Origin of the sequence: Clavibacter michiganensis (assembly GCF_002151125.1) — a bacterium.
Lineage (GTDB): Bacteria > Actinomycetota > Actinomycetes > Actinomycetales > Microbacteriaceae > Clavibacter > Clavibacter michiganensis_C.
Genome location: NZ_MDJZ01000016.1, coordinates 150810 through 176936 on the forward strand (window position 1 = coordinate 150810; position 26127 = coordinate 176936).

The 26127-nt window shown below is 73.7% G+C and carries 27 protein-coding genes; 15 read left to right on the top strand and 12 right to left on the bottom strand.

The window, feature by feature from the left end; all coding sequences use genetic code 11:
• Positions 1-10: 10 nt before the first annotated feature.
• Positions 11-496 (bottom strand): hypothetical protein, encoded by a 486-nt coding sequence (locus BFL37_RS10110; RefSeq protein ID WP_086514997.1) that lies wholly within the window; start codon positions 494-496, stop codon positions 11-13.
• A gap of 142 nt (positions 497-638) precedes the next feature.
• On the opposite strand from BFL37_RS10110, the gene BFL37_RS10115 reads away from it, so the two are divergent.
• Positions 639-1307, top strand: coding sequence for an SDR family NAD(P)-dependent oxidoreductase (locus BFL37_RS10115; protein ID WP_086514998.1), 669 nt, complete (start codon positions 639-641; stop codon positions 1305-1307).
• A gap of 126 nt (positions 1308-1433) precedes the next feature.
• Positions 1434-1877, top strand: coding sequence for an AraC family transcriptional regulator (locus tag BFL37_RS10120; protein WP_086514999.1), 444 nt, complete (start codon positions 1434-1436; stop codon positions 1875-1877).
• Between the two features lie 148 nt (positions 1878-2025).
• Here BFL37_RS10120 and BFL37_RS10125 read toward each other — a convergent pair whose 3' ends face one another.
• The 3 genes from BFL37_RS10125 to BFL37_RS10135 all read right to left on the bottom strand — a co-directional run bounded on the left by BFL37_RS10125 (position 2026) and on the right by BFL37_RS10135 (position 5007).
• Positions 2026-2934 (bottom strand): dienelactone hydrolase family protein, encoded by a 909-nt coding sequence (locus tag BFL37_RS10125; protein WP_086515000.1) that lies wholly within the window; start codon positions 2932-2934, stop codon positions 2026-2028.
• A 274-nt stretch (positions 2935-3208) separates the two neighbouring features.
• The gene (locus BFL37_RS10130; RefSeq protein ID WP_086515001.1) at positions 3209-3901 is read right to left on the bottom strand and encodes a YceI family protein; all 693 of its coding nucleotides are present in this window, start codon (positions 3899-3901) and stop codon (positions 3209-3211) included.
• A gap of 113 nt (positions 3902-4014) precedes the next feature.
• Positions 4015-5007, bottom strand: coding sequence for a helix-turn-helix transcriptional regulator (locus BFL37_RS10135; protein ID WP_086515002.1), 993 nt, complete (start codon positions 5005-5007; stop codon positions 4015-4017).
• A gap of 99 nt (positions 5008-5106) precedes the next feature.
• On the opposite strand from BFL37_RS10135, the gene BFL37_RS10140 reads away from it, so the two are divergent.
• The 4 genes from BFL37_RS10140 to BFL37_RS10155 all read left to right on the top strand — a co-directional run bounded on the left by BFL37_RS10140 (position 5107) and on the right by BFL37_RS10155 (position 9080).
• Positions 5107-6144, top strand: coding sequence for an MDR family NADP-dependent oxidoreductase (locus tag BFL37_RS10140; protein WP_241533948.1), 1038 nt, complete (start codon positions 5107-5109; stop codon positions 6142-6144).
• A gap of 104 nt (positions 6145-6248) precedes the next feature.
• A complete protein-coding gene (locus BFL37_RS10145; protein ID WP_086515003.1) occupies positions 6249-6755 on the top strand; it encodes a sigma-70 family RNA polymerase sigma factor in 507 nt (168 codons plus the stop codon).
• Entirely contained in the window at positions 6752-7615 is an 864-nt protein-coding gene (locus BFL37_RS10150) for an anti-sigma factor family protein (protein ID WP_086515004.1), read from the top strand. Before BFL37_RS10145 ends, BFL37_RS10150 begins: the two co-directional genes overlap by 4 nt.
• Before the next feature lie 88 nt (positions 7616-7703).
• The gene (locus BFL37_RS10155) at positions 7704-9080 is read left to right on the top strand and encodes an MFS transporter (protein ID WP_086515005.1); all 1377 of its coding nucleotides are present in this window, start codon (positions 7704-7706) and stop codon (positions 9078-9080) included.
• Here the strand turns inward: BFL37_RS10155 and BFL37_RS10160 are convergent.
• The 3 genes from BFL37_RS10160 to BFL37_RS10170 are packed head-to-tail and all read right to left on the bottom strand — an operon-like array spanning position 9077 to position 10976.
• On the bottom strand, positions 9077-9580 hold the full coding sequence (locus BFL37_RS10160) for a tetratricopeptide repeat protein (protein WP_086515006.1): 504 nt from the start codon (positions 9578-9580) through the stop codon (positions 9077-9079). The two genes, BFL37_RS10155 and BFL37_RS10160, sit on opposite strands and share 4 nt — an antisense overlap.
• Positions 9581-9603: 23 nt before the next feature.
• Complete coding sequence (locus tag BFL37_RS10165; RefSeq protein ID WP_086515007.1) at positions 9604-9933, bottom strand: hypothetical protein; 330 nt, start codon at positions 9931-9933, stop codon at positions 9604-9606.
• 32 nt (positions 9934-9965) lie between these two features.
• Positions 9966-10976 (bottom strand): LacI family DNA-binding transcriptional regulator, encoded by a 1011-nt coding sequence (locus BFL37_RS10170; RefSeq protein WP_086515008.1) that lies wholly within the window; start codon positions 10974-10976, stop codon positions 9966-9968.
• A gap of 228 nt (positions 10977-11204) precedes the next feature.
• Between BFL37_RS10170 and BFL37_RS10175 the strand changes: the two genes are divergently transcribed.
• From BFL37_RS10175 to BFL37_RS10190, 4 genes are all read left to right on the top strand, one after another.
• Positions 11205-12494: an extracellular solute-binding protein gene (locus tag BFL37_RS10175; protein ID WP_086515009.1), complete on the top strand. Its 1290-nt coding sequence runs from the start codon at positions 11205-11207 to the stop codon at positions 12492-12494.
• 10 nt (positions 12495-12504) lie between these two features.
• The gene (locus tag BFL37_RS10180; RefSeq protein ID WP_086515010.1) at positions 12505-13533 is read left to right on the top strand and encodes a carbohydrate ABC transporter permease; all 1029 of its coding nucleotides are present in this window, start codon (positions 12505-12507) and stop codon (positions 13531-13533) included.
• A complete protein-coding gene (locus BFL37_RS10185) occupies positions 13530-14435 on the top strand; it encodes a carbohydrate ABC transporter permease (protein WP_086515011.1) in 906 nt (301 codons plus the stop codon). Before BFL37_RS10180 ends, BFL37_RS10185 begins: the two co-directional genes overlap by 4 nt.
• A gap of 74 nt (positions 14436-14509) precedes the next feature.
• Positions 14510-16786, top strand: coding sequence for a glycoside hydrolase family 3 N-terminal domain-containing protein (locus BFL37_RS10190; protein ID WP_431305860.1), 2277 nt, complete (start codon positions 14510-14512; stop codon positions 16784-16786).
• An 80-nt stretch (positions 16787-16866) separates the two neighbouring features.
• On the opposite strand, the gene BFL37_RS10195 is transcribed toward BFL37_RS10190, so the two are convergent.
• Positions 16867-17715 carry an NAD(P)H-binding protein gene (locus tag BFL37_RS10195; RefSeq protein ID WP_086515013.1) on the bottom strand — a complete coding sequence of 283 codons (849 nt, stop codon included), beginning with the start codon at positions 17713-17715 and terminating at the stop codon, positions 16867-16869.
• 86 nt (positions 17716-17801) lie between these two features.
• Here BFL37_RS10195 and BFL37_RS10200 point away from each other — a divergent pair, with 86 nt between their 5' ends.
• Complete coding sequence (locus tag BFL37_RS10200; RefSeq protein WP_086515014.1) at positions 17802-18539, top strand: TetR/AcrR family transcriptional regulator; 738 nt, start codon at positions 17802-17804, stop codon at positions 18537-18539.
• Between the two features lie 34 nt (positions 18540-18573).
• Here the strand turns inward: BFL37_RS10200 and BFL37_RS10205 are convergent, their stop codons facing one another.
• Positions 18574-19431: a helix-turn-helix transcriptional regulator gene (locus BFL37_RS10205; RefSeq protein ID WP_086515015.1), complete on the bottom strand. Its 858-nt coding sequence runs from the start codon at positions 19429-19431 to the stop codon at positions 18574-18576.
• 101 nt (positions 19432-19532) lie between these two features.
• On the opposite strand from BFL37_RS10205, the gene BFL37_RS10210 reads away from it, so the two are divergent.
• Positions 19533-20213 carry an SDR family NAD(P)-dependent oxidoreductase gene (locus BFL37_RS10210; RefSeq protein WP_086515016.1) on the top strand — a complete coding sequence of 227 codons (681 nt, stop codon included), beginning with the start codon at positions 19533-19535 and terminating at the stop codon, positions 20211-20213.
• Positions 20214-20234: 21 nt separating this feature from the next.
• Here BFL37_RS10210 and BFL37_RS10215 read toward each other — a convergent pair whose 3' ends face one another.
• Genes BFL37_RS10215 through BFL37_RS10225 form a run of 3 tightly spaced genes read right to left on the bottom strand, consistent with a single transcriptional unit; the run spans position 20235 to position 23317 of the window.
• On the bottom strand, positions 20235-21650 hold the full coding sequence (locus BFL37_RS10215) for an MSMEG_0567/sll0787 family protein (protein ID WP_241533949.1): 1416 nt from the start codon (positions 21648-21650) through the stop codon (positions 20235-20237).
• Positions 21651-21653: 3 nt separating this feature from the next.
• Entirely contained in the window at positions 21654-22775 is a 1122-nt protein-coding gene (locus tag BFL37_RS10220; protein WP_086515017.1) for an MSMEG_0568 family radical SAM protein, read from the bottom strand.
• A gap of 11 nt (positions 22776-22786) precedes the next feature.
• Complete coding sequence (locus BFL37_RS10225) at positions 22787-23317, bottom strand: MSMEG_0572/Sll0783 family nitrogen starvation response protein (RefSeq protein WP_086515018.1); 531 nt, start codon at positions 23315-23317, stop codon at positions 22787-22789.
• Positions 23318-23593: 276 nt separating this feature from the next.
• Between BFL37_RS10225 and BFL37_RS10230 the strand changes: the two genes are divergently transcribed.
• The 3 genes from BFL37_RS10230 to BFL37_RS10240 are packed head-to-tail and all read left to right on the top strand — an operon-like array spanning position 23594 to position 26119.
• On the top strand, positions 23594-24496 hold the full coding sequence (locus tag BFL37_RS10230) for a carbon-nitrogen hydrolase family protein (protein ID WP_086515019.1): 903 nt from the start codon (positions 23594-23596) through the stop codon (positions 24494-24496).
• Position 24497: 1 nt separating this feature from the next.
• The gene (locus tag BFL37_RS10235) at positions 24498-24818 is read left to right on the top strand and encodes an MSMEG_0570 family nitrogen starvation response protein (RefSeq protein WP_241534037.1); all 321 of its coding nucleotides are present in this window, start codon (positions 24498-24500) and stop codon (positions 24816-24818) included.
• Positions 24815-26119: an MSMEG_0569 family flavin-dependent oxidoreductase gene (locus tag BFL37_RS10240; protein ID WP_241533950.1), complete on the top strand. Its 1305-nt coding sequence runs from the start codon at positions 24815-24817 to the stop codon at positions 26117-26119. The genes BFL37_RS10235 and BFL37_RS10240 overlap by 4 nt, the downstream gene beginning before the upstream one ends.
• The last annotated feature ends 8 nt before the right edge of the window (positions 26120-26127 follow it).

Consider the following 26127-nt stretch of genomic DNA (forward strand, 5'->3'; position numbering starts at 1 on the left):
GACCCGCGCCCTAGGCGTCGGCCGCGTCGTACAGCAGCCACTGCGCGGGCGCCCCGCTCTCGTGCGGCGTCGGCTGGCGGTGGAGGAAGACCTCGCGACCGCTGTGCGGGATCACGTCGACCGCGTCGGCGGGCGAGGCGCCCGGCGGCCAGGCGGGGAAGTCGGCCATGCCGCCCGTGACGAACGGCAGGGTGGATCCGTCGCGCATCCGCACGACGAACATCAGGTACCCCATCCCCGACTCGCCCGCCTCGTGGACCCGCTCGGTCAGCTCCGCGGGCAGCCGCACGGGGCTGTCCTCGATGCGCGCGACGTCCTCGACCTCGAAGGCGCCCGTCACGCGGAAGCCCGCACGCGCGACGGCGGCGCGCTCGCCCACGAGGACGCGGTCGCGGACGTGCCCCGACCGGAGCGTCACGCGGCACGGCGCGAGCAGGCCGCCCTGCGTCCGCGGCACCCGGGCGAGCTGGTCGGCGAGCTCCGGGGTCAGCTGCATGCCGTCACGCTATCGGCGGATCCGCGCGGCGTCCTGTCGCCGGATCCGGACGACGCCGCCCGACCGGCCTAGCGTCGAGACCACGAGCCGCGCGCGCACCCGACGCCCGGCCGCCATCCGTCCGATCCGCAGGAGGAGAACCATGACCACCATCGCCATCGTGGGGGCCGGCGCCGGCCTCGGCGCCGCCGTCGCCCGCCGCTTCGGAGCCGAGGGCTTCGCCGTCGCGCTCATCGCCCGCAACCAGGAGCGCGTCGACGACCTCGCGCGCACCCTCTCCGACGAGGGGATCACCGCCCGCGGCTACGTCGCGAACGTCCGCGACCACGTGGCGCTCGCTTCCGCGCTCGACCAGGCCGCGCAGGACCTCGGGCCGATCGAGGTGCTCCAGTACAGCCCGCTGCCGCAGAAGGACTTCCTGCGACCGGTGCTCGAGACGACGCCCGGCGACCTCGTCGGCGCCTTCGAGTTCTCCATCCAGGCGCCCGTCGCCGCCGTGCACCAGGTGCTGCAGGGGATGCGCGTGCTCGGCCGCGGGACGGTCCTGTTCGTCAACGGCGGCACCGCGGTGCAGCCGCTGCCGAAGTTCGCCGGCACCTCGATCGGCTTCGCGGGCGAGACCGCCTACGGCCAGATGATCCACGAGGCGCTCGCGGGCGACGGGATCCACGTCGGCCAGCTGATCATCCCCGGCGCCATCACGCAGGGCCACCCGAAGAAGGACCCGCAGGTGCTCGCCGACGCCCTCTGGGAGATGCACGTCGAGCGCGGGGAGTTCCGCCGCTTCGCGACCACCATGGACGACGAGTAGGGATCGGATCGGTCGCGCGGGACGCCCCGACGGGGGCTTCCGCACGGCGGCCTCCCGCTGGCACGCTCGCCAGATGGACGCCACCGGACCCCTCCTGACCTGGGCCCTCGCTGCCGAGAGGGGATCATGACGGAGGTGGCCAGGACGCACGAGCTCGGCCGGATCGACGTCGTCGTCCTCGAGGACGCCCCCGCCCTGAGCCGCGACGTGCCGCTCGACATCCCGACCATCCAGGCCGCCTGGCCGGCGTTCGAGGCCGCCTTCGACTCGCTCCGCGGGCGCAGGATGATGGGCCTCGTGCAGGCCGCGGACGGGGTGTACCGCATGGCGTCGGTGCGGCTGGAGCGCGACGGCGCGACCCCGGCAGACATGGACGAGACGGTCGTCCCGGGCGGCGCCTACCTCCGGCTGCGCCTGCGGGGCGAGGCGCCCGGCGTCTACGAGCTCATCGAGCCGGCGTTCGAGGTGCTGTTCGGCCTCGCCGACCACGATCCGGACCGGCCGCACATCGAGCACTACCGCCGTGCGGGCGAGATCGACTGTCTCGTGCCGATCCGCTCGGCGATGTAGGCGGCGGCTGCCGGCTGCCGGCTGCCGGTACGAGGATCCGAGGTCCGGACGCCGCGACGCCCGGACGCAGAGACGCCGAGACGACGAGAGCGGCGCGCGACCGGTGGTCGCACGCCGCTCTCGTCGGGCCCGGGGGCCGGGGCCGGATCTACCGGGGGCAGGAGCTGGCGGACTCGCTGATGGCGGCCGACGTCGGCGGGGCCGGGCACACGTACTTCCTGTACGCGCTGTTGCCGTCGAGGTAGACCTTCAGGAAGTTCGTCACCGCGTCCCGGACCGTGCCGTTCGTCGTGGCGCGTGCCGCGAGGTGGTCCGCGCCGCGGAGCTCCAGGTACTGCTTCGGGGTGGAGGCGGGGATGGAGTCGTAGGCGGGCTTGCCCATGGACGCCGCCGGGGCGGTCGTGTCGGCCTGGCCGGTGATCACGAGCGTCGGGGTGGTGATGCCGGGGTACGTGGGCGACTCGGTGGGCTTGTACGGGTCGGTCGTGCCGGCCGGGAAGTCGTAGGGCATGAGGGCGACCGCGGCCTTGAGGCCGTGCTGCTCCACGGCGGCCTGGAGCGCGCCGCCCCCGCCGAGCGAGTAGCCGACCACGCCGATGTCCGCCGGGTCGACCTGGTCCTTGACCGAGCTGGCGGTGGCGAGGTACTTCGCCGCGGCGAGCATCTCGTAGGAGCGCTGGTTCGGGAGGTCGTACTTGCCGAGGGTGTCCATGTTCAGCACGATGAAGCCCTCGCCGGCGAGGTCCTGGGCGAGCCAGGCGAGGTCGGACTGGTCGCCCTTGAGGCCCGGGGCGACGACGATCGCGCCGAGCGTCTTCCTGCCGGTGCCCTGCGGGGCGTAGAGGGTGGCGGCGCCGAAGCCGGTGCCGTCCGTGGCGGGGATCGTCTGCTGGCTGACGGGATACGCCGCGTGGTGGTGGGCGGACGCGTGGTCCGCGGTGGCGGCATGGTCGGGGGTGGCGGCCTGCGCGGCGGTGGGGACGCCGAGGAGAGCGAGCGTCGCGAGCGCGGCGACGGCCGCGGGTCGGGTGCGGGAGGCGGAGCGGGTGACGGACATGGTCGTGTCATCTCTCTGTGGTGGGCGGTGATCGGCGTCTCGGCGGGAGGACCCTCGCCGGACCGCGATGACCATAGGCACGGGGATCCGGGGAAGCCGCCCGCCCCTCCCCAGGAGCCGCCGCCCGTGGAGAGACGGAGCGCGGGATCCGCGGAGGTGCATGGCGGTGGGCCCGGCGCGCGCACCTGCCCGGACGCACGGAAGGGGAGGGGGAGCGACCCGGATGCGCTCCTCCTCCCCTCCAGTCGGGGCGGCCCCGAGGGCCGGTCCGCGACTACCCCGCGGGCGTGGCCTTCACGAGGAACTCGACCGTGCCCTTGTCCTCGACGCTCACGAAGCCGAGGCTCGGGGCCTCGACGCCGTAGTCGGAGAAGGTGACGGGGATGGATCCGCTCACCTGCACGCCGTCCGCGGTGAGCGCGGCCTGCAGCGGGACGGTCACGGTCTGCGTGACGCCGTGCATGGTGAGCTCGCCGGTCGCGTCGACCGTGGCGACCTCGCCGCTCGCGGGCACGGCCGCGTCGACCGGCTGCGTGAGCGTGAAGGTGGCGTCGGGGTACTTCGAGACCTCCATGGCGGTGCCGCGGAAGTAGTCGTCGCGCGGCGGCTGGTCGGTGGCGATGGTGCCGACGTCGACCGTGACGGTCGCGGCCTGCAGCGTGGATCCGTCGACGGTGATGGTGCCGGACACGTCCTCGGTCTTGCCGACGACGGTCACGTCGGTGCCGTTGAGCACCTCGGCCACGCGGTAGCCCGCGGTGCTGCCGGCGCCGATCTGCCAGTCGCCGGAGAGGTTGCTCGTGTCGAGCGTGGAGTCGGCGGGGGCGGCCGAGACGGAGGGGGCGGCCGCGGGGGCGCCGACGATCACGTCGCGGTAGAAGGCGGGGCCGAACGCGGCGGCGCTGACACCGAGCACGACCACCACGGCCGCGCTCGTGCCGAGGATGATCTTGTTCTTCTTCTGCATGGGGGTCTCCTGATCCGGATGGTGCTTGTCTGTCCGTCGCGGGAAGGTGCGCCGACATGGAGGACGACGGAGCAGCCGCGGAGAACGTTCACGCGCTCAGGGGTCTGCCAGGTTCAGCGGCTGGATCCCGGTGCCACGAGGTCCACGCGGCCGGCCTCCCGAGCCACCGCGGAGAACGCCGCCACGAGCTCCGGCGGCTCCACGACGACGAGCGGCCGGTCGAGGAGCAGGAGCCACCGGGCCATGGACGCGTGGCTGTCCGCACCCGCCGCCACGATGCAGGATCCGTCGCCGTCCGAGGTGACGGTGCCCCAGGCCGGAGCCACCCACCGCGCCACCTCGGTCGCCGGCGCCTGCACGCGCACCGTGCCCGTCACCCGCCGGATCGTGGACCGGATGCCGTCGGCGACGAACGCGTCGAGGTCCTCGGCGGGATCCGGGCGGGGCCTGCTCGACACGTCGGTCCGCAGGACGTCGCCCATGCGGTCGACGCGCAGCGTGCGCCAGCCCTGCGAGTCGACGGCGTACGCCAGGAGGTACCAGCGGTCGAGGGTCCGGACGAGATGGCGGGGCTCGAGGCGCATCGGTCCGCGGCGCCCGTCGTCGCGCTCGTAGTCGCAGGTCAGCTGTCGCCGGCTCCGGCATGCCCGGGCGATCTCCGCGAGGGTCGCCGGCGCGGCGGATCCCGCCGACGCGCGCACCGGCTGCCCGAGGTCGACCTCCCCGGAGTGCCGCTCCACCGCCGTCACCGCCGCGCGCGCCCGCTCGGGGAGCACCCGCGTGACCTTCTCCAGCGCGGCCCGTGCGTCCGCCCGCTCCTCCGGTCCCGCCTCCGCGACGGCACGACGGAGCGCGAGGTGGATGGCGATGGCCTCCCGCGGATCCAGCAGCAGCGGCGGCAGCACCGCCCCGGCCTCCAGCCCGTACCCGCCGTCCGTGCCGGTGGCGCTGGTGACGGGGTAGCCGAGCGCGCGGAGGCGGCCGACGTCGCGACGGATCGTGCGGTCCGTGACGTCGAGCTCGGCCGCGAGCTGCTCCGCGTTCCACGGACGGCGGCGCTGGAGCAGGCCGAGGAGCAGGAGGAGCCGTTCCGACGTGTCGCGCATGGCCTCACCCTCGGTCGCCTCCCGGACGGACGCTGTCCGGATCGGTCCCTAGCTTCGCAGCGACCCGGCGGAACGCCCGCCGCGACGAGGAGGACCCCCATGACCGAGACGACCCCCACCCGCACGACCGCCCAGGTCGTGCTCGCGCATCACCGGGACGGCGTGCGGGACGCGCCCTCCGCGTCGCTGGCCGTCCGCGCGGTGGCCGTCCCGCCGCTCGCGGACGGCGAGATCCGCGTGCGCAACGACTCCATGCAGCTGACGGCGGTGATGGCCGACCTCATGCGGGCGGACCCTGGGCTGCCGATGCCGCCCTACGCGCTCGAGGAGCCGCTGTGGGGCGGCGCCGTCGGGACGGTCGTCGAGTCGCGGGCGGAGATGCCGGTCGGCACGGTCGTGACGCACATGAGCGGCTGGCGCGAGGAGGTCGTCGGCATCGCGTCCGCCTTCCGGCCCGTGGACGTCGATCGGCTCCCGAGCGCCGAGCACGTGCTCAACCAGGGCGTCACGGCGTACCACGGCATGGTCGACGTCGCCCGCGTCGGTCCGGGCGACGTCGTCTTCGTCACCGGAGCCGCGGGCGGCGTCGGGTCGCTCGCCGGGCAGATCGCCCGGGCGCGCGGGGCGGGGGCCGTGATCGGATCCACCGGGAGCGCCGAGAAGGCCGCCTACCTCGTCGACGAGCTCGGGTTCGACGCGGCGATCGTGCACCGGGACGAGGACGTCCTCGAGCGGCTCCGCGAGCTCGCGCCGGACGGCATCGACGTGCTCTTCGACACCGTCGCCGGCCCGCAGCTCGAGGCCGCCGTGCAGGCGGCCGCCCACGGTGCCCGCTTCGCGCTCTGCGGGGCGCTCGCGGGACAGGTCGACGGCGGGGACGGCGGCCACCCGCGGCTCGACGTGATGACGGCGATCGTCAAGGAGCTCGAGATCCGGCCCTTCTCCACGATGCACACGCCCGCGCAGGTGCGCGCGTGGGAGGAGCACTACGCGGCGTGGCTGTGGGAGGGGCGGCTCGTGTTCCCCCGCACGATCGTCGAGGGCGGGCTGGCCGCGGCGCCCGGCGCGCTCGACGGGCTCCTGCGCGGGGAGCACCGCGGGAACGTCATCGTGCGGATCCCGGGTCGCCAGCCGTAGGGCAGCAGGGGCGGGCGCGGGTCGCCGACGGGATCCCCTGAGAAGATTCCCCTGAGCGGTGAACCTTCCGGCCGTCCATCTCGTCGTGGGAGGAGGAGGCACGGATGACCACGGAGAGCACGGCCCGCATGCGGGCGCTGCACGATGCGCACGCACCCGCGCTGCAGCGGTACGCGCTGCGGCTGACGGGGGATGCGGCGCTCGCCGAGGACGTCGTGCAGGAGGCGCTGCTGCGGGCCTGGCGTTCGCCCGCGATCCTCGCGGAGGACGACGAGTCGGCCCGCCGCTGGCTCTTCACCGTGGTGCGCAACCTCGTCATCGACGACCGCCGCAGCGCGTGGCGCGGCCGCGAGACGTCGACCGACGCGCTGCCCGAGGATCCCGTCGCCGACGCGTCCGACGCGATCATCGACCGCCTGCTCGTCGCCGAGGCGCTCGCGTCGCTCTCCGCGGAGCACCGCCGCGCGGTCGTCAGCTGCTACCACCTCGGTCGGTCGGTCGCGGAGACCGCCGAACGCGAGGGCGTCCCGCCCGGCACCATCAAGTCCCGCCTCCACTACGCGCTCAAGGCGCTCCGGCTCGCACTGCAGGAACGAGGAGTCACCCGATGAACGACCGCGCCGACGACATCCACGAGTGGGATGCCGCGTACGTGCTCGGCAGCCTGAGCGCCACCGACCGCGCGCTCTTCGAGGCCCACCTCCAGGGCTGCGACGCGTGCATGCGCTCCCTCGCCGAGCTCTCCGGCCTGCCCGGCGTGCTGCGGATGCTGCCCGTCGAGGACGCGCTCGCGCTGCTCGACGAGCCGGATCCCGCCGCCGACGCCCGCGGTGCCGCCGCGCCGTCGGCCGCTGCCGCCGGCTCGACGGCGGCCGGGCCCGCTCCCGTCGCCCTGCCGACCGCCTCGGCCGGCGCCGAGCACCGCGTGCCCCGCGGGCGGGGGATCCGCGGCGGTCGTCGGCTCCCGGGATCCGCGCCCCGCCCCGCGCGGATCACCCGCCGCACGGGCGGGTGGCTGCTCGCGGCCGCCGCCGTCGTGCTCCTCGTGGGCGGCGCGGGCCTCGGCTCGGCACTCCGCGCCGGCGTGAGCGCGCCCGTCGCGGATCCGGCCCCGGCCGCCTCCTCTCTTGCCGGGGAGGGGTCCCTTGCCGAGGGCCTCCCGGCCGACGCCGTCAGCATGCGCTCCGAGCTCGACGAGGGCGTGACGGCGCAGCTCGCCGTGACGGCCAAGCCGTGGGGCACGCGCTTCGACTGGAGCTGCGCCTACGCGGGCGGTGGAGCGGGCAAGGGCGCCTACGACCTCGTCGCGATCGACGACGACGGGACCCGCACGGTCGTCGCCACGTGGGGCGCGGGCCAGGCGGAGGCGACCCAGCTCGCGGCCACGTCGGCGCTCCCCATCGAGCGGATCCGCGAGGTGCAGATCACGCCCTCCGACTCCGACGTGGTGCTGGCGAGCCGGGACCTCTGATCGTCGTCGCCCACCCCTGGCGCGCCGCGCGCGCCGCCCCGTAACCTGGCGTTCGACACCCGAGGAAACACGAGCAGGCGAGGATCCGATGAGCGACCCGGCGATCCCGGCCGACGTGCCCGAGATGAGCGCCGCCGACGCGGCCGTCGTCGCCGCCCGCTGGAAGCGCAACGCGACCCTCTTCCTCAGCGGCCAGACCGTCTCCCTGTTCGGCTCGATGCTCGTCCAGTACGCGGTCATGTGGTACGTCACGTTCGAGACCCGCTCGGGTCTCGCGGTCGCGCTCTACGCGGTGTGCGCGTTCCTGCCGCAGGGCATCGTCTCGATCTTCGGCGGCACCCTCGCCGACCGCATGAACCGCCGCGTCCTCGTGATCGTGTCCGACAGCTCCATCGCGATCGTCACCCTCGCGCTCGCCCTGCTGATGATGAACGGGGTCACCGACCTCTGGATCATCCTGCTCGCGGTCGCCGTGCGCTCCGTCGGGGCCGGCTTCCAGACGCCCGCGGTGCAGGCGATGATCCCGCAGATCGTGCCGCCGGAGCAGCTGCTGCGGGTCAACGGGATCTTCGGCACCATCCAGTCCGCCATGGCCCTGCTCGCGCCGGCGGCCGCGGGCGCGATCTTCGCCGCCTACGGCCTCGTGCCGCTGTTCTTCGTCGACGCGATCACGGCCGCGATCGGCATCGCGTTCCTCGCCGCCGTGGCCGTGCCGACGCTCGCCTCCGTCGCCGACAAGACGTCGACCTACCGCGAGGACCTCGTCGAGGGGATGCGCTACATCGGCGGCAACCCGGTCGTGCGCTGGCTGCTCGTCGTGTTCGCGATCATCTTCCTGCTCACGGTCGCGCCGTCGTTCATCACGCCGCTGCTCGTCGCGCGCACATACGGCACCGAGGTCTGGATGGTGACGGTGCTCGAGATCGCCTTCAGCGTCGGCATGCTCGGGGGCGGCGCGCTCGTGTCGACGCTGTTCGCGAAGTCCGACCGCATGACCCTGATCCTCGTGAGCTGCTTCGGCTTCGCCGTCTTCACCGCGGGCCTCGGCCTGAGCCCCAACCTCTGGGTGTTCTACGGGTTCATGTTCGCGATCGGCCTGTTCGTGCCGCTGTTCTCGGCGCCGTTCATGACGCTCGTGCAGGAGACCGTCGCCCCGGAGATGCACGGCCGCGTCTTCAGCTACGTCGGCATCGTCATGGCGCTCGCGACCCCGATCGGCGCGGTCGCGTTCGGTCCGCTGGCGGACGTCTTCAGCGTGCAGGAGCTGCTGGTGGCGGCGGGGATCATCACGGTCGTCGTGATCACGGTCGCCATCTCCCTGCCGTCGGGCCGCGCGGCGATCCGCCTGGCCCGCGCGAAGAAGGCGGAGGCGGACGCGGTGGATGCGGATGCCGGGCCGGACGCCGCCGACGCCGGATCCGGCTCGACCCCGGGCGACCCGGCGCGCGTGACGCCCGGCTCCTAGCCCGCGGCGGGTTCGGTGCGCCCGCGCTCCGCCAGCTCGTCCGCGTACGCGGCGACGGCCCGGCCGTACTCGGGAAGCGCGGGCGCGAGGCGGCGCAGCGCCAGGGTCAGCGCCTCCGTCGGGCGGCCCGCGTCGTGCAGCGCGAGCGCGAGGAACGCGTCGCGGCCGGGCGCGTGCGCGTCGTCGGGCATCGACTCGAGCAGGGCGACCGCCTCGGCGGCCTCGCCGACGTTGCGCAGGGAGCTCGCCAGCTGGATCACCGCGAGCGGCCGGTGCTCGGGATCCAGCCCGCCGTCGAGCGCGGCCCGGTACATCGGCACGGCCTCCGCCTCGCGGCCCACGAAGTCGTGCGCGCAGGCCAGCTCGAAGAGCGCCCGCGGATCGTCGGCCGGACGCTCGGCGGCCAGCGCGCGCATCTCGGCGACGGTCTCGTCCGCCCGCTCGTCGTCGGCACTCGCCCAGAAGGCGGCGACGCGGGCGTCCCAGTCGTCGAGGTGCATGAGCCCAGCCTGTCAGGCCGGGGTCAGCCCGTGCGATCGGCGACGGGGGGACCGTCCTCGCCGTCCTCCGGCGATGCGGCCCGCTCCGCCTCGTCCGCCGTGCCCTTCCGTGACGCCCGCATGACGTTCCTCACGCCCCAGACCGCGTACCCCACGATCACCAGGGCCATCCAGATCCCCCGGACCGGACCGGCCGGGAGGAACACCGCGACGATCATGAGCGGGATCACCGCGTAGAACTTGACGATCGCGTTCTGGGTGCGGAACTCGTCGTGATCCCGCATCTCCGCCGGCGTCGACCGGCGCGTCCACGCCGACCCCTTCCCGCGCCGCTCGGCGTCGTCGTCTCCCATGCGTCGAGCCTGCCAGGCCGCCGGCCCGCCGGTCACCGCGAGCGCGCCGGCGGCGGACCCGTCGTCGCGCGGCGCACGAGCCGCGTCGGCAGCTGCACGCGCATCGCGTCGGGCTCGGTGCCTCCCATCAGCGACATGAGGAGATCCACGGCGGTCGTCCCGAGGCGCTGCATGGGCTGGCGGATCGTGGTGAGCGGCGGCGTCATCTGCGAGGCCTCCGGGATGTCGTCGAAGCCGATCACGGAGAGGTCCTCGGGGACGCGCATCCCGAGCTCGGCGGCCACCTGCAGGATCGCGATGCCCGAGAGGTCGTTGGCCGCGAAGATCGCGGTCGGCCGGTCCGACATCGACAGCAGGGCGCGCGCGGGCTCCCGCGCGGGCGCCGTGAGGAAGAGGCCCGCGCGCACGAGCGCCGGGTCGAACGCGATGCCGGCGTCGTGGAGGGCCCGCCGGTACCCGGCCTCGCGCAGGCTCGCGGAGCGGAGGTCCGGGCGACCGGCGAGGAACCCGATCCGCCGGTGCCCGAGCTCGAGGAGGTGCCGCGTCGCCTGGAGCGCGCCGCCGAGGCTGTCGGACTCGACGCTCGGCAGGTCGGCGGGTCCGGTGTGCGGGTCGATGGAGACGACGGGGATCTCGGTCTGCGCGGTCACGACAGTGGGCGTCACCATGATCGCGCCGTCGATGAGGGTGCCGCTCAGCCGGCTGAGCGACCGCCGCTCCCAGCCCGTGCCGTCCACCTGGCGCGATCCGCTGTAGGCCAGCAGGTCGTAGCGCGACTTCCGGAGGGCCGCGCCCACGCCCTTGAGGATCTCGGCGCTGAACGGCTCGAAGTCCGCCACGAGCACGCCGATCACGCCGGTGCGGTGGGAGCGCATGCTGCTCGCGACGAGGCTGGACTCGTAGCCGAGGCGCTCGACGACCTCCATGACGCGGCGCGACGTCTCGGCCGAGATGCCGTAGCGACCGTTCACCGCCTTGGACACGGTCGACACCGAGACGCCGGCGGCAGCGGCGACGTCGTGGATGGTGGGGCGGCGGGACATGGACTGGACCCTACGCCCGGGGAAAAGGATTTCGAAAACGTTTGACGATGATCGGACCGCGACCGAGACTGGCCCGACCGGCCCCCGTCACGACGAAGCGACGACGCGACGACGCGACATGGGCCCGGTTCGAGTCGCATCCCCACAGCACCAGGCACGCGGCTCGAGCACGTCCCCCCCCCCCGACACCCACCAGGGTGCGCTCAATGAAGAGACAGGTAGAACGACATGAAGGCACGGAAGATCCTCACGGGATCCGCGGCCCTGCTCGTGGGGGCTCTCGCCCTCACCGGCTGCAGCGGCGGCTCGGGCAGCAGCGACGACGGCGGCCCCGTCGAGATGACGCTGTGGCACAACTCCACCACCGGCCCCGGCAAGGCGTTCTGGGACAAGACGACCGCGGACTTCAACGCCGCCAACCCCGGCGTCACGGTCACCCCCACGTCGGTCCAGAACGAGGACCTCGACGGCAAGCTCCAGACGGCGCTCAACTCCGGCGACGCACCCGACCTCTTCCTGCAGCGCGGTGGCGGCAAGCTCGCCGCCACGGTCGCGGCTGGCCAGGTCATGGACATCACCGACGGCATCTCCGCCGACGCGAAGGCCGGCATCGCGGAGAGCGCCTTCGACGCGAACTCGATCGACGGCAAGGCCTACGCCATGCCCGTCGCCGTGCTCCCCAGCGGCATCTTCTACAGCCAGGACCTCTTCACCGCGGCCGGCATCACCGAGACGCCGAAGACCATGGACGAGCTCGACGCGGCCGTCGACAAGCTCAAGGCCACGGGCGTCGCGCCCATCGCGCTCGGCGCGAAGGACGCCTGGCCCGCCGCGCACTGGTACTTCAACTTCGCGCTCCGCGAGTGCAGCTCGGACACGCTCGAGCAGGCCGCCACCGACAAGGACTTCAGCGACGAGTGCTGGATCAAGGCGGGCCAGGACGTCGAGGACCTCGTGGGCACGAACCCCTTCAACGACGGCTTCCTCACCACCGCGGCGCAGCAGGGCGCGGGCAGCTCCGCCGGCCTCATCGCCAACAAGCAGGCCGCCATGGAGCTCATGGGCGCCTGGGACCCGGGAGTCATCGCGGGCCTGACCCCCGACCAGAAGCCGCTGGCCGACCTCTCCTGGTTCCCCTTCCCGGAGATCTCCGGCGGCGAGGGCGCGCCCGGCTCCATCATGGGCGGCATCGACGGGTACTCCTGCTCCGCGCAGGCCCCGAAGGAGTGCGTCGACTTCCTCAACTACATCGGCACCGCCGACGTGCAGAAGGAGTACTACGCGGCCTTCAACGCCCCGCCCGTGAACACCGAGGCGCAGAGCGCGGTCACCGAGCCCTACCTGCAGGAGATCATCACGGCGTACAACGACGCGCCCTACGTCTCCCAGTGGCTCGACACGGTCTACGGCCTGAACGTGGGCAACGCGATGAACGTCGGCGTCGTCGACCTCATGGCGGGCGACGGCAGCCCGGAGAAGCTCATCCAGACCGTCGGCGACGCGGCCAAGAAGGCCTAGGCGATCCGACATGGCTATCCGCGAGAGCTCGCTCGACGAGCAGCGTCCCGCGGCTGATCCTGCACACCCCGAGGGCGGCGTCGTGACGACGCCGCCCTCGGCGGTGCGTGCGCGACGCCGCGGCCTCGGCTGGACCGGTCGCCTCGAGGTCCTCATCCTCGTCGGCCCGGCCCTCCTCTTCTTCCTCGGCTTCGTCATCTACCCCGTGGTGATGGCGGCCTACTACGGCTTCTTCAGCTGGCAGGGCTTCGGCCCGCCCACGATCTTCGTGGGCTTCCGGAACTACATCACGATCCTCCAGGACCCCACGTTCCACGAGGCGCTGATGCACAACGCCGTCATCGTGGTCCTGTCGCTCGTGCTCCAGGGCCCGGTCGCGATCATGGTGGCGCTCCTCCTCAATCGGAAGCTGCGCGGCCAGTCGCTCATCCGCGTGCTGATCTTCGTGCCCTACGTCATCTCCGAGGTCGTCGTCGGCACCGGCTGGAGCCTCATGCTCCAGGGCTCGGGCGCGCTCAACGGCTTCCTCGCGAACATCGGCCTGGCGGACCTCCAGCAGGACTGGCTCGCCAACCCGGACATCGCGATCTGGTCGCTCATGACGATCATCACGTGGAAGTACATCGGCTTCGCGGTGATCCTCTTCCTCGCCGGCCTCCAGGGCATCCCCGAGGAGCTCTCCGAGGCGGCCGCCATCGACGGCGCGTCGTACTGGCAGATCCAGCGGCGCATCACGCTGCCGCTGCTGGCTCCGACGCTGCGCATCTGGGCGTTCCTGTCGATCATCGGCTCGCTGCAGCTGTTCGACCTCGTCTACATCATCTGGGGCCAGTACATCTCCGCCACCGCGGGCACCTCGACCATGGCCACGTACCTCGTGGCCAACGGACGCGGATCCGGCAACTACGGGTACGGCAACGCCGTCGCCGTGGTGCTGTTCCTCATCTCCCTGGTCGTCGCGCTCGTCTACCAGCGGTTCGTGCTCAACCGGGACACCGCCGGCGCCCTCACGGGTGCGGGAAGGAAGAAGAAGAAGTGAGCGTCGTCACCGCGGCTCCGCGCAACGCGGACCTCGATCCCACCTACTCGGCGAAGGCGCCGAAGCCCAAGCGGGCCAAGACGCCCGGCCAGGGCAACAACCCGATCCCCTACCTCGTCGCGGTCGTGCTCATCGCCCTGATGCTCACGCCGGTGGCGTACATCATCCTGGGCGGGTTCCGCACGAACGCGCAGATCACGACCGACCCGGCGGGCTTCCCGTCGCCGTGGCAGATCGGCAACTACCTCGACGTCCTCACCGGCTCGATGTTCTGGCGCCAGGTGGGCAACTCGCTCATCGCCGCGATCGGCACCACGGTCGGCGCGGTCGTGCTCGGCCTCATGGCGAGCTACGTGCTGGCCCGGTACACGTTCTTCGGCCGGGGTGCGCTCTACGCGCTCTTCGCGTCGGGGCTCATGTTCCCCATCACGGTCGCCATCACGCCGCTCTACATCGTGATCCGCTCGCTCGGCCTCACGAACTCGCTGCCGGGGATCATCCTCCCGCAGATCGCGTTCGCGCTCCCGACGACGATCATCATCCTGGTGCCGTTCCTGCGGGCCATCCCGGACGAGATCCAGGAGGCCGCGTTCATCGACGGGTGCAGCCGCATCGGCTTCTTCTTCCGCATGGTCGTGCGGCTGTCGATGCCGGGCGTCATCACGGTCGGGATCCTCGCGTTCATCGGCAGCTGGAACTCCTACCTGCTCCCGCTGTTCCTCCTGAGCGATCCGTCGATCTACACGCTGCCGCTCGGCGTGCAGTCGTTCTCGTCGCAGTACTCCGTGGACACGGCCAAGGTGCTGGCGTTCACGTCGCTCTCGATGATCCCCGCGCTCATCTTCTTCTCCATCTTCGAGCGCCGCATCGTCGGCGGCCTCACCGGCGCGGTGAAGGGGTGACCGGGGCGGAGGCGCCATCGGGCGCCGTCGCGCTGCCCGAGGTGTCGGAGCGCGTGCGCGAGCTGCACGCGCGCATGACCCTGGAGGAGAAGCTCGCGCAGATCGTCGGCTACTGGGTCGACCAGGGCGGCGAGGTCGTCGCGCCCATGCAGGGCGAGATGGCCACGACCGGCCGCTACGAGGAGGCGACCGAGCACGGCCTCGGGCACCTCACCCGCGTGTACGGCACGCGGCCCGTGGATCCGGTCGAGCGCGCGTCGTGGCTCTGGGCCGAGCAGAGGCGGCTCCAGACGGAGACGCGTCTGGGGATCCCGGCGCTCGTCCACGAGGAGTGCCTCACCGGGCTCGCCGCGTGGCAGGCCGCGACCTTCCCCACGCCGCTCGCCTGGGGCGCGTCCTTCGACCCGGGCCTCGTGGAGGAGATGGCCGCGCTCATCGGCGGATCCATGGCCGAGCTCGGCGTGCACCAGGGCCTCGCGCCCGTGCTCGACGTGATCCGCGACGCCCGCTGGGGTCGCGTCGACGAGTGCATCGCCGAGGACCCGTACGTGGTCGGCACCATCGGCACCGCGTACGTGAAGGGCCTGCAGTCGGCCGGGATCCACGCGACGCTCAAGCACTTCGTCGGCTACTCGGTCTCGCAGTCCGGCCGCAACCACGCGCCCGCGCACGTGGGCCCGCGCTTCGTGGAGGACGTGCTGCTGCCGCCCTTCGAGATGGCGGTGCTCGACGGCGGCGTGCGCTCGGTCATGAACTCGTACGCGGAGATCGACGGCGCGCCCGTCGGGGCCACGCCCGAGTACCTCACCGACGTGCTCCGCGGGCGCTGGGGCTTCGACGGCGTCGTGGTCTCCGACTACTTCTCGGTCGCGTTCCTCCAGGTGATGCACGCCGTCGCGGGCGACCGCGGCGAGGCGGCGGCGCTGGCCCTCGAGGCCGGCATCGACGTGGAGCTGCCGACCGGCGACGCGTACCTCGCGCCGCTGGCGGAGCGGATCCGCGCCGGGCTCGCCGACGAGTCGCTCGTCGACCGCGCGGTGCTCCGCGTGCTCGACGAGAAGGAGGAGCTGGGGCTCCTCGACGCGACCTTCGACGCGCCGCCCACCGAGATCGACCTCGACACCCCGGCCCACCGGGACGTCGCGCGTCGTCTCGCGGAGGAGTCCGTGGTGCTGCTCGCGAACGACGGCACGCTGCCGCTCGCGGGCGGCGACCGCAGCGCTCCCGGGCGCATCGCGCTCATCGGCCCGAACGCCGACAGCGCCGAGGCGCTCATGGGCTGCTACTCGTTCGCGAACCACGTGCTCGCGCACCACCCGGGCACGCCGCTCGGGTTCGCGATCCCGACCGTCGCCGAGGCGCTCCGCACGGAGCTGCCCGACTCGGAGCTCGTGCTCGCGCCCGGCGCCGACGTCGAGGGCGACGACCGCTCCGGCTTCGACGCCGCGGTCGAGGCCGCGCGTGGATCCGACCTCGCGGTCGTGGTCGTCGGCGACCGGGCGGGCCTGTTCGGCCGCGGCACGGTCGGCGAGGGCAACGACGTCGAGAGCCTCGAGCTGCCCGGCGTCCAGCGCGAGCTGGTCGAGGCCGTGCGCGCCACCGGGACCCCCGTGGTCGTGGTGCTGCTCACCGGCCGGCCGTACGCGGTGGCGTGGGCCATCGAGGGTGAGTCCGCTCCCGCCGCCGTGCTCCAGGCGTTCTTCCCGGGCGAGGAGGGCGGGTCCGCGATCGCGGGCGTCCTCTCCGGTCGGGTGTCGCCGTCGGGCCGCCTGCCGGTGTCGCTCCCGCGGTCCGCGGGCGCGCAGCCGTTCTCGTACCTGCACCCGATCCTCGGGGGCCCGTCCGAGGTGACGAGCGCGGATCCCACGCCCGTCCTCCCGTTCGGGCACGGCCTGTCGTACACGACGTTCTCGCGCTCGGATCTGCGGGTGGACGCCGCCGAGGTGGTCGCGGGGGAGTCCTTCACCGCGACCGTCGAGGTGCGCAACGCGGGCGACCGCGACGGCACCGACGTCGTGCAGCTCTACGCGCGCGACGTGCAGGGCAGCGTCACGCGGCCCGTCGCGCAGCTGCTCGGCTACCTGCGGCTGGATCTGGCCGCCGGGGAGTCGGCGCGCGTCACGTTCCGGGTGCCCACCACCCGCCTCGCCCTCACCGACCTGCGGTACCGCCGCATCGTCGAGCCGGGCGCGGTCGAGCTGTGGGTCGGACCGTCGAGCGCCGTGAAGGAGACGGAGGCCGCGATCGCGGTCACCGGATCCGCGCACCACGTCACGATCGCGGACGAGCGGTACGTGGGTACGTCGGTCGAGCGCGTCGGGGTGGCCGAGCGGGTGCTCGCGACCAGCTGATCCCGCCCGCACGACGGAGCCCCGGCGCCGCGTCCTCGAGACGCGGCGGCCGGGGCTCGGTCGTGCGCGGCGGCTGCGGGTCAGCCGCGCGCGAGGTGGTCGCGCACGGTCTCCGGCTCGCGGCCGAGGAGCTCGCCGAGCAGCGGATCCGTGCCCGCGAAGAAGCCGCCCGCCGCCGCCAGCGGCAGGGTGATCAGGAAGCGCGCGACCGCCTCCGGCGTGCCCGCCGCGACGAGCCCGGCGATCCACTCCTCCGGGTCCACGAGCTCGAGGCGCACCTCGCGGCCGGCGACCTCGGACGCCTGCTCGGCGACGTCGGCCATGGTCGGCGCCTCGCCCGCGGTGAGCATGACGGGCCCGTCGAGCGGCGCGTCGGCGAGCAGGATGCGGGCGGCGCCCTCCGCGGCGTCGGCGCGCGCCGTCCACGAGACCGGGCCATCCGCGGGGACGCGGATCACGCCCGTCTCGCGCCAGGCCCCGAGCAGCAGGTCGACGCTGTGCAGGTAGAAGCCGTTGCGGAGCGCGGTCCACGGGACGCCGGAGTCCGCGAGGATCCGCTCGGTCGCGATGTGGTCCCGCGCGGGGCCGAAGGGCGAGTCCTCGGCGGCGCCCTGGTGGCTCGTGTAGAGGATCCGGTCGACGCCCGCCTCGACCGCAGCCTCTATCGCCGTGCGGTGAAGCGCCACCGCGTCGGCGCGGGGGTCGCTGGAGGACACGAGCAGGAGCTGGTCGGCGCCCGCGAAGGCGGCGGGCAGGGAGGCCGCGTCGGCGTAGTCGCCGCGGCGCACCTCGACGCCGCGGTCGGGGAAGGAGCGCGCGCTCTCGGGATCCCGGGCGACGACGACGAGCTCCGTGGCGGGGATGCGCGCGAGCAGGTGCTCGGCGGTGGCGCCGTTGAGCGCGCCGGTGGCTCCGGTGATGGTGATCATGGATCTGCCTCTCGTGGTAGCGGTGATAACACGTGAACGGTAGCACGGGAAGCAGTGCGCTAACGCGTGTGCGTTATCGTCGATCCATGACCGTCGAGACCTCCGCCCCGGCCGACGCGCGCGCCGGGACCCGCGATCGCATCGTCGACGTCGCCGCCGACCTGCTGCGCGCCGAGGGCCGCGCCGCCGTCACCACGCGCGCGGTCGCGGAGGCCGCCGGCGTGCAGGCGCCCACGATCTACCGGCTCTTCGGCGACAAGGAGGGCCTCCTCGACGCCGTCGCCGAGACCGAGATGACGCGGTTCGCCGCGACAAAGGCCGTCGTGATCCGTGCCGCCGCCGAGCGCGCCGCGGACGCGGTCGACGACCTCCGCGCGGGCTGGGACGCGACCATCGCCTTCGCGCTCGACAACCCCGAGCTGTACGCGCTCATGAGCGACCCCGCCCGCGGGGAGGGCTCGCCCGCCGTGCGCGCCGGCGTCGCGCTGCTGGAGGAGCGCGTGCACCGCGTCGCCCTCGCCGGGCGCCTGCGCGTCGCCGAGCCGCTCGCGGTCGAGCTGATCCACGCGGCCGCCACGGGCGCGCTCCTCTCGACGATCCGCCGCCCGGCCGCGCAGCGCGACCGCGGGCTCGTCGACGCCATGCGCGACGCGGTGCTCGACAGGATCCTCACGCCCCCGGAGCGCACCCGCGCCCGGCGCGAGCCCGGCCTCGTCGAGCGCGCCGTCGCGCTGCGGGCGCACGTGGCCGACGCGGACCGCCTCAGCGCCGGCGAGCGGTCGCTCCTCGCGGAGTGGCTCGACCGGATCGCCGCGGCGCGCTGACCCTGCGCCGCCCGGCCGGCGCCGTCAGGCGCCGTCAGGCCCCCGCCACCTCCACGGGCGCCGTCGTCAGCGCCTGCAGGCCGGTGACGCGGAGGAGATCCAGCCGCGCCTCGTCCGTGCTGCCGGGCTCGGCCGTGTAGACGACGATGCGGAGGTCGCTGCCCGGCACCGAGAGGGTGTCGCAGTCGATCGTGATGGGGCCGACCGGCGTGCTCGTGACGGTCTTGCGGCTCGACCGGTGCTCGGCGACGCGCGCCTCACTCCACCGGCGCTCGAACTCCGGCACCTCGGCGCGCAGGCGGGCGACGAGCCGGGCGAGCGCGCGGTCCTCCGGGTAGCGGCCGACCGCGGTGCGCAGGTCGGCCGCGAGGTCGCGCGCGAACTCCTCCTCGTGCACGGCGTCGAAGTCGGTGCCCGCGTGCCCCTGCGTGAAGTAGGTCCAGACGAGGTTGCGGTCCCAGCCGGTGCGCGTCGACGGATCCCCGTTCAGCGCCGCCCACAGCGGGTTCCAGAGCAGCATGTCGTGCGTCGCCGTGAACACGGCGATGGGCACGTCGCCGAGCCGGTCGACGATCCGGTGCACGCCCGGGGTGATGTGCCGCGGCACCTCGCCGCGACCGGGCGGGGCGACGCCCGCGACCCGGTGCAGGTGGTCGCGCTCGTCCTCGGTGAGGCGGAGCGCCCGGGCGAGCGCGCCGAGCATCTGCGGCGACGGGTTCACCGACCGGCCCTGCTCGAGCCGCACGACGTAGTCGACGCTCACGCCCGCGAGCGCGGCGAGCTCCTCGCGGCGGAGGCCCGCGGTGCGGCGGTGGGATCTTGCGGGAAGGCCCACGTCGGCCGGCTGCACGCGCTCGCGCCAGGAGCGGAGGACGCTCGCGAATTCGGTCATGCCCCCATCCTGCGCGCGGGGAGACGGATCAGCCTGGTACCGCCGGTCCTCCCGTCGACCGGTGCCTGGGCGATGCGGCGGGCGGGGCGCAGGCTCGATGCATGACCACGACACTGATCACCGGATCCAACCGCAGCCTCGGCCTCGAGACCGCCCGCCGCCTCATCGAGGCCGGCCACACCGTCTACGCCGGCATGCGCGACACCGCCGACGGCGACGCCGCCCGCGCCCTCGGCGCCCACCCCGTGCAGCTCGACGTCGACGACCAGGCGAGCGTCGACCGCGCGATGTCCGAGCTCCCGGAGCTGGACGTGCTCGTCAACAACGCCGGCATCCTCGGCACCTCGTTCGGCGTCGACGACCTCACCCCGGAGGCGATGGCCGCGGTGCTGCAGACGAACGTCGTCGGCATCGTCCGGGTCACGCAGGCGGCGCTGCCGCTGCTGCGCGCCTCCGCCGCGCCCGTCATCGTGAACGTCTCCTCCGGCGTCGGCTGGCCCCGCGCCCTCCGCGGCGACGGCACCGACGAGAGCCACGTGCTCGCGATCCCCTACGCGGCGTCGAAGGCCGCCGTGATCACCGCGACCGTGCAGTACGCCAAGAACCTGCCGGGCTTCCGGGTCAACGCGACCGACCCCGGCTACACGGCCACCGACTTCAACGGCAACAGCGGCCACCAGACCGTGACCGAGGGCACCGACGCGACCGTCGCGATGGCGCTCGTCGGACCCGACGGGCCGACCGGCGAGTTCCACAGCCGGCACGGGCGCATCGAGTACTGAGGCCCGGGCTCCGCGCCCGGCTCAGGCCGCGCCGAGGCCCGTGACGCCCGCGGCGACCGCGGGCGTCACGATGCCGTCGGGCCAGCGGAGCCCCACCCCGGGCTCGGCGGTCAGCCGGCCGATCCCCGCGGTCGTCGCGTGCGGCGACGCCATGCGCGAGGCGCCCGGGGCGTCCGCGGTCAGCATCCCGAACCCGGGGAAGCAGGTGAGCCAGTCGCCCATCGCGACGTCGGCGGATCCGGGCACGGGCACGTCCGCGACGTCGACCACCGCGCCCGTCCCGCTCGCCTCCGCGAGCATGCCGGCGGTGCCGACGATCCCGGCCATGCTCACGTCCTTCGCGGCGGCCGGGCGGGCGCGCGCGACGGTCGCGGCGAGGTCGCGGAGCTCCGCGGGGGAGCGCTCCTCGGTCGAGTTCCACTGCGCTCCGCGGTGGCCGGACCGCCAGGATCCGGACACGTCGACCGTGAGGCTCAGGGCCTGGCCGGCGGAGCCACCGCCCCCGGGGACCGGCTCGGCGGTCCTGCCGAGGGCGGTGACGCTGAGGGCGGCGGGCACGCCGAGCTGCGTGTGCCCGCCGAGGACGGGGATGCCCCAGGCCGCGGCGGCGCGGCGGACGCCGGCCATCACGCGGCGGACGGACGCGGCGTCGCGCCCCGCCACGGAGTCGAGGAGGCCCACGGGGGTCGCGCCCATCGCGCTGAGGTCGTTGACGTTGACGAGCACGCCGCACCAGCCGGCCCACTCGGGATCCCGCTCCACCATGCAGGGGAGGATCGCGTCGCAGGCGGCGATCACGTCGGTGCCGGGCACGGGGGCGCCGTCGTCGCCCACCCAGCCGGGCCCGCCGAGGGCGCCGAGGGCGGCGGGATCGCCGGACGCACCGGGCTCGAGCACAGCGGCGAGGTGCGCCTTGGTCGCGTCGACGAGCCGCTGGATCCGGCCGATGGGCCAGCGCATGGTCACGTGGTCGACGCCGCCGACGACCGCGGTGCCGGTGGGGATCCAGCCCAACCGCCGGAAGAGCACCGCGCTGCGCGCCTGCACGGTCGCGTCGAAGCGCAGCACGCCGGCCTGCTCCGCGTGCACCGCGGCGGCCCGCACGAGCGCCGAGCCGACGCCGCGGATCCCGCGTGCGCCGGGCGCCACGACCAGCCGCGACCCGGTCCACCAGCCGATGTCCCGGACACCGACGGGCGCGAGCCGCACGCCGCCGACGACCTCGCCGGCGGCGCGCGCGACCAGCACGACCGTGCGCGGATCCTCGTCGAGCGCGTCGAGGTCGGTGCCCGCGAAGATCCCCTGCTCCTCGACGAACGCGTCGTGCCGCAGGCGCCGGTAGGCGTCGAGGTCGCGCCGGTCCGCCTCGGACACGAGGAACGCCGGCGCCGACCGGACGACCGGCGGGCCCATGAGGGCGGGGACGTCGAGGAGCACGGATCAGCCCCCGGCGGTCTGCAGGGCGGAGCAGGCGCCGCAGGCCGCGCAGCCCGCCTTCTGGTCGGCGCCGCGCATCCCGGCGGCCTGGAGCGCGCGCGAGACGCGGAACGTCACGTCGCGGAGCACGGATCCCTCGGGCGCCGGCACGTGGTCGACGTCCGTCGCGAGCGTCCCGCGCAGCGGCCGGAACGGCACGATGAAGGGGTAGACGCCCATCTCGATGAGCTCCTGGGCGCCGGCGACCATCTCGTCCGGATCCTCGCCGAGCCCCACCAGCAGGTAGGTGGAGACCTGGTTGCGGCCGAAGACGCGCACCGCCTCCCGCCACGCGGCGCGGTACTCGTCCATCGAGACGCGGGACTTGCCCGGCATCCAGCGGCGGCGCACGTCGTCGTCCATCGACTCCACGTGGATCCCGATGGACCGCGCGCCGGCCTCGTACAGGTCGGTGATGGTCGACAGCTGCGCGGGCGGCTCGCACTGCACCTGGATCATGAGGTCGGGGACGGCCTGCTTGATGGCCCGGACGCAGCGCGCGAGGTGGGTGGCCCCGCGGTCGCGCCCGTTGCTCGTGCCCGTGGTCATCACCATCTGCTCGACGCCGTCGAGCCGCCAGGCCGCCTCCGCGACCTCCGCGAGCATGGCCGGCGTCTTGACCGCGATGGTGCTGCCCGAGGCGAGGCTCTCCTCGATGGAGCAGAACCGGCAGCGCTCCGACTCGTCGTACCGCACGCACGTCTGCACCACCGTGGTGGCCAGCACCTTGGCGCCGTGCAGGCGCGCGATCTTCTCGTAGGAGACGCCGTCCGCGGTCTCGAGGTCGTAGAACCGGGGCCGGTCGACCGCGTCCACCTCGTAGCCCGTGTCCTCGCCGTCGAGCAGCAGCCTGCCGTCGTCGACGAGGTAGGGGCTGTCCGGGTCGGCCGGCACCGCGGACTGCAGCCCGCGGAACATCACGTGCCCGTCGTCGCTCGGCCCGGCGCCGCCCTCGCGGTGCACGGGCGCGGCGACGCGGATCCCGCGGATGGCGATGTCGACGCGCGTGGTGAGCGCGGCGGCGTCCGCATCCGCGTCCGACTGCCGGGCGCGGCTCGGCGTCGTGGTCCCTCTCGTGATGGTCATGGGCGCACCGGTCAGACCATGTACGTGCTGTTGATGATGGCTCCCTTGCGGGCGTAGTGGATCACCGCGTCCTGCACGTCGAGCGGGTGGCACGGGATCACGCCCGCTATGAGGTCCTCCTCGCGCGCGCCATGCAGCGCCAGGCCGAAGCGGCAGCAGAAGACGGTGCCGCCCTCGCCGATGAACGTCTCGAGGGCGTTGTTGATGTTGTTCTCGCCGGGGAAGCCGTCGGCGCCCGTCGTGGGGAAGCCGCGGTTGGCGATGGCGTTCAGGGATCCGGGTCCGTAGAAGTACAGGACGCTCGTGAATCCCTTGCGCAGCGCGCGCGTGGCCTGCAGCACGGCGACGAAGCTCACCGACGACTCGTGCGCGATGCCGTGCACGAGCTGGAAGTAGTGGTCCTCCTTGGTGGCGGTGTAGTCGGGGAAGATCTTCGTCGACCCGTAGATGCTGCTGCCCTTCGGCAGCGAGGGGTGCGCGATCTCCTCGCGCGACCTCTCGATGTTGTCGAGGATCTGCTGGTCGATGTCGGCGTCGCTCATGGTGCTCTCCTTGGCGGTCGGATGCGGCGGGTCGGGGTCTGGCTCGAGTCTTCGGTCGTGCTGTTGCGGGCGGATTACGGCGACAATTCCATTTGCTACCCCATGTCGGCGGTCGGAGCCGGAAGGCCCGGTCGTGAGCGGATTCGGGTCCTGCGGATGGCGCGCGCGAAACGAGATCTTGTTCCGAGCGAAACCAAGCGGAAACACACCGTGGCCTTGACTGGGCCCCACGCGCAGGATCCTGCGCCGACCGGATCGACCCCCTCAGGAGGCACGATGTCGACGACCGTCGCCGCCGTCTCGGCGAACTTCACCCGGGACCTCGAGCAGAACTACGCGCTCATCGCGAGCCTGATCGCCGAGGCCCGGGAGAGCGGCGTCCAGCTCATCGCATTCCCGGAGGCCGCGATCGGCGGCTACCTCTCCTCGCTCGGCAACCACGGCGACACCCTCAAGACCACGAGCCGTTCGCTGCCGCCGGCGATCCGCCTCGATGGCCCCGAGATCCGGCGCGTGCAGGAGATCGCGGGCGACATGGTCGTGTGCATCGGCTTCTGCGAGCTCGACGACGACGGCGAGACGCGGTACAACGCGGCCGTCTGCCTCGACGGATCCCGGATCCACGGCTCGTACCGCAAGGTGCACCAGCCTCTCGGCGAGGCCATGTCGTACTCCGCGGGCGACGTCTACGCGGCGTTCGACACCCCGGTCGGCCGCGTGGGGATGCAGATCTGCTACGACAAGGCCTTCCCCGAGGCGGCCCGCTCGCTCGCGATGGACGGCGCCGAGATCATCGTGAGCATGTCGGCCTGGCCGGTCGCGCGCACGGCGACGGCCGAGGACCTGCAGCAGGATCGGTGGACCTACCGGTTCAACCTCTTCGACTCCGCGCGGGCGCTCGACAACCAGGTGTTCTGGGTCGCCTCGAACCAGGCCGGGTCGTTCGGGTCGCTGCGCTACGTCGGCAACGCCAAGGTCGTGGATCCCGGCGGCAACGTGCTCGCGACGACGCTGCTCGACGCGGGGCTGGCCATCGCCGAGATCGACGTCGAGGGCACGTTCCGGGCGATGCGCGGCGGCATGTTCCACCTGCGCGACCGCCGGCCCGACGCATACAGGACCGGCGAGGGCGTCCCCGCCGCCGGCCTCCCCGCCGAGGAGGCGCTGGCCCGTGCCTGAGATGACCTTCCGGGTGCGCTGGCCCGACGGATCCGAGGCCGACTGCTACTCGCCGAGCCTCGTGATGCACGACCACCTCGCCGCCGGATCCGAGTACCCGCTCGACGACTTCGTGCGCCGGTCCACCGAGGCGCTGCGCGTCGCGAGCGAGCGGGTGCGGGCGCGGTACGGGTTCGCGTGCACGTCCGCGATGCAGCAGGAGGAGGAGATCCTCCGGGCGGCCGCGGGCTTCGACGGCGGGACCGTGGCGGTGCTGCGCATGGAGCCGCCGCTGCCGGACCCGGCGACGACGACCGCGACCGCGACGGGGGCCGGCGCGTGACCCGCGCGACCCGCGTCGTCGACGGCGCGCGCGTGCCCGTCGCGGTGGTGGGCGGCGGCCAGGCCGGGCTCTCCATCAGCTGGCACCTCACGCGCCGCGGCGTCGAGCACGTGGTGCTCGAGCGCGACCGCGTCGGGCACGACTGGGCCGACCGGCGCTGGGACGCCTTCACGCTCGTCACGCCGAACTGGCAGTGCCGGCTCCCCGGGTACCCGTACGCGGGCGACGACCCCGACGGCTTCATGACGCGCGACGAGGTGCTCGCGTGGATCCGCGGCTACGCCGACTCCTTCGACGCGCCCGTGGTCGAGGGCGTGCTGGTCACCCGGCTGCGCGAGGCGGCCGCGGGCGGCTTCGAGGTCGTCACCGACCAGGGCACGATCGTCGCGGAGCAGGTCGTCATCGCGACGGGCGGCTACCACCGGCCCGTGCTCCCGGCGGCCGCCGCGCGGATCCCCTACGGCATCCGGCAGGTGCACTCCGCCGACTACCGCTCGCCCGAGGCGCTCCCCAAGGGGGCCGTGCTCGTGGTGGGATCCGGCCAGTCCGGCGCGCAGATCGCCGAGGACCTCCACCTCGCGGGTCGCCAGGTGCACCTCGCCCTCGGATCCGCGCCCCGGTGCGCCCGCCGGTACCGCGGCCGCGACTGCATCGCCTGGCTCGAGGACATGGGCGTGTACGACATCCCCGTGACCGCGCACGTCGGCGGCCTCACCAAGCGCGAGTCGACCAACCACTACATGACCGGGCGTGGCGGCGGGCGGGACATCGACCTGCGCGCCTTCGCCCGGGACGGCATGCGCCTGCACGGGCGGCTCGCCGGCGCGGACGGCACGCGGCTCGCCTTCACGCCCACCGTCGAGGCGTCGCTCGACCATGCCGACTCGGTGATGGAGTCGATCAAGGACGACATCGACCGGCACATCGCGCGGGCCGGCATCGACGCGCCGACCGAGCCGCGGTACGTGCCCGTCTGGCGGCCGGAGCGCGAGGAGACCGGGCTCGACCTGGCCGAGGCCGGGATCACGAGCATCGTGTGGGCGGCCGGCTACCGGTCCGACTACTCGTGGGTGCAGGTGGGCGCGTTCGACGGATCCGGGCACCCGATGCACCAGCGCGGATCCAGCGCCGTCACCGGCCTGCACTTCCTCGGCCTGCCGTGGCTGCACACGTGGGGATCGGGGCGCTTCGCCGCGATCGCGCGCGACGCCGAGCACCTCGCGGACCGGATCGAGGAGCGCGTGGCCGAGCGGAGGCCGGAGCACGCCGGCGCCGGGGTGGGGGCGGCCTGGTCCGGCTAGCCTGTCGC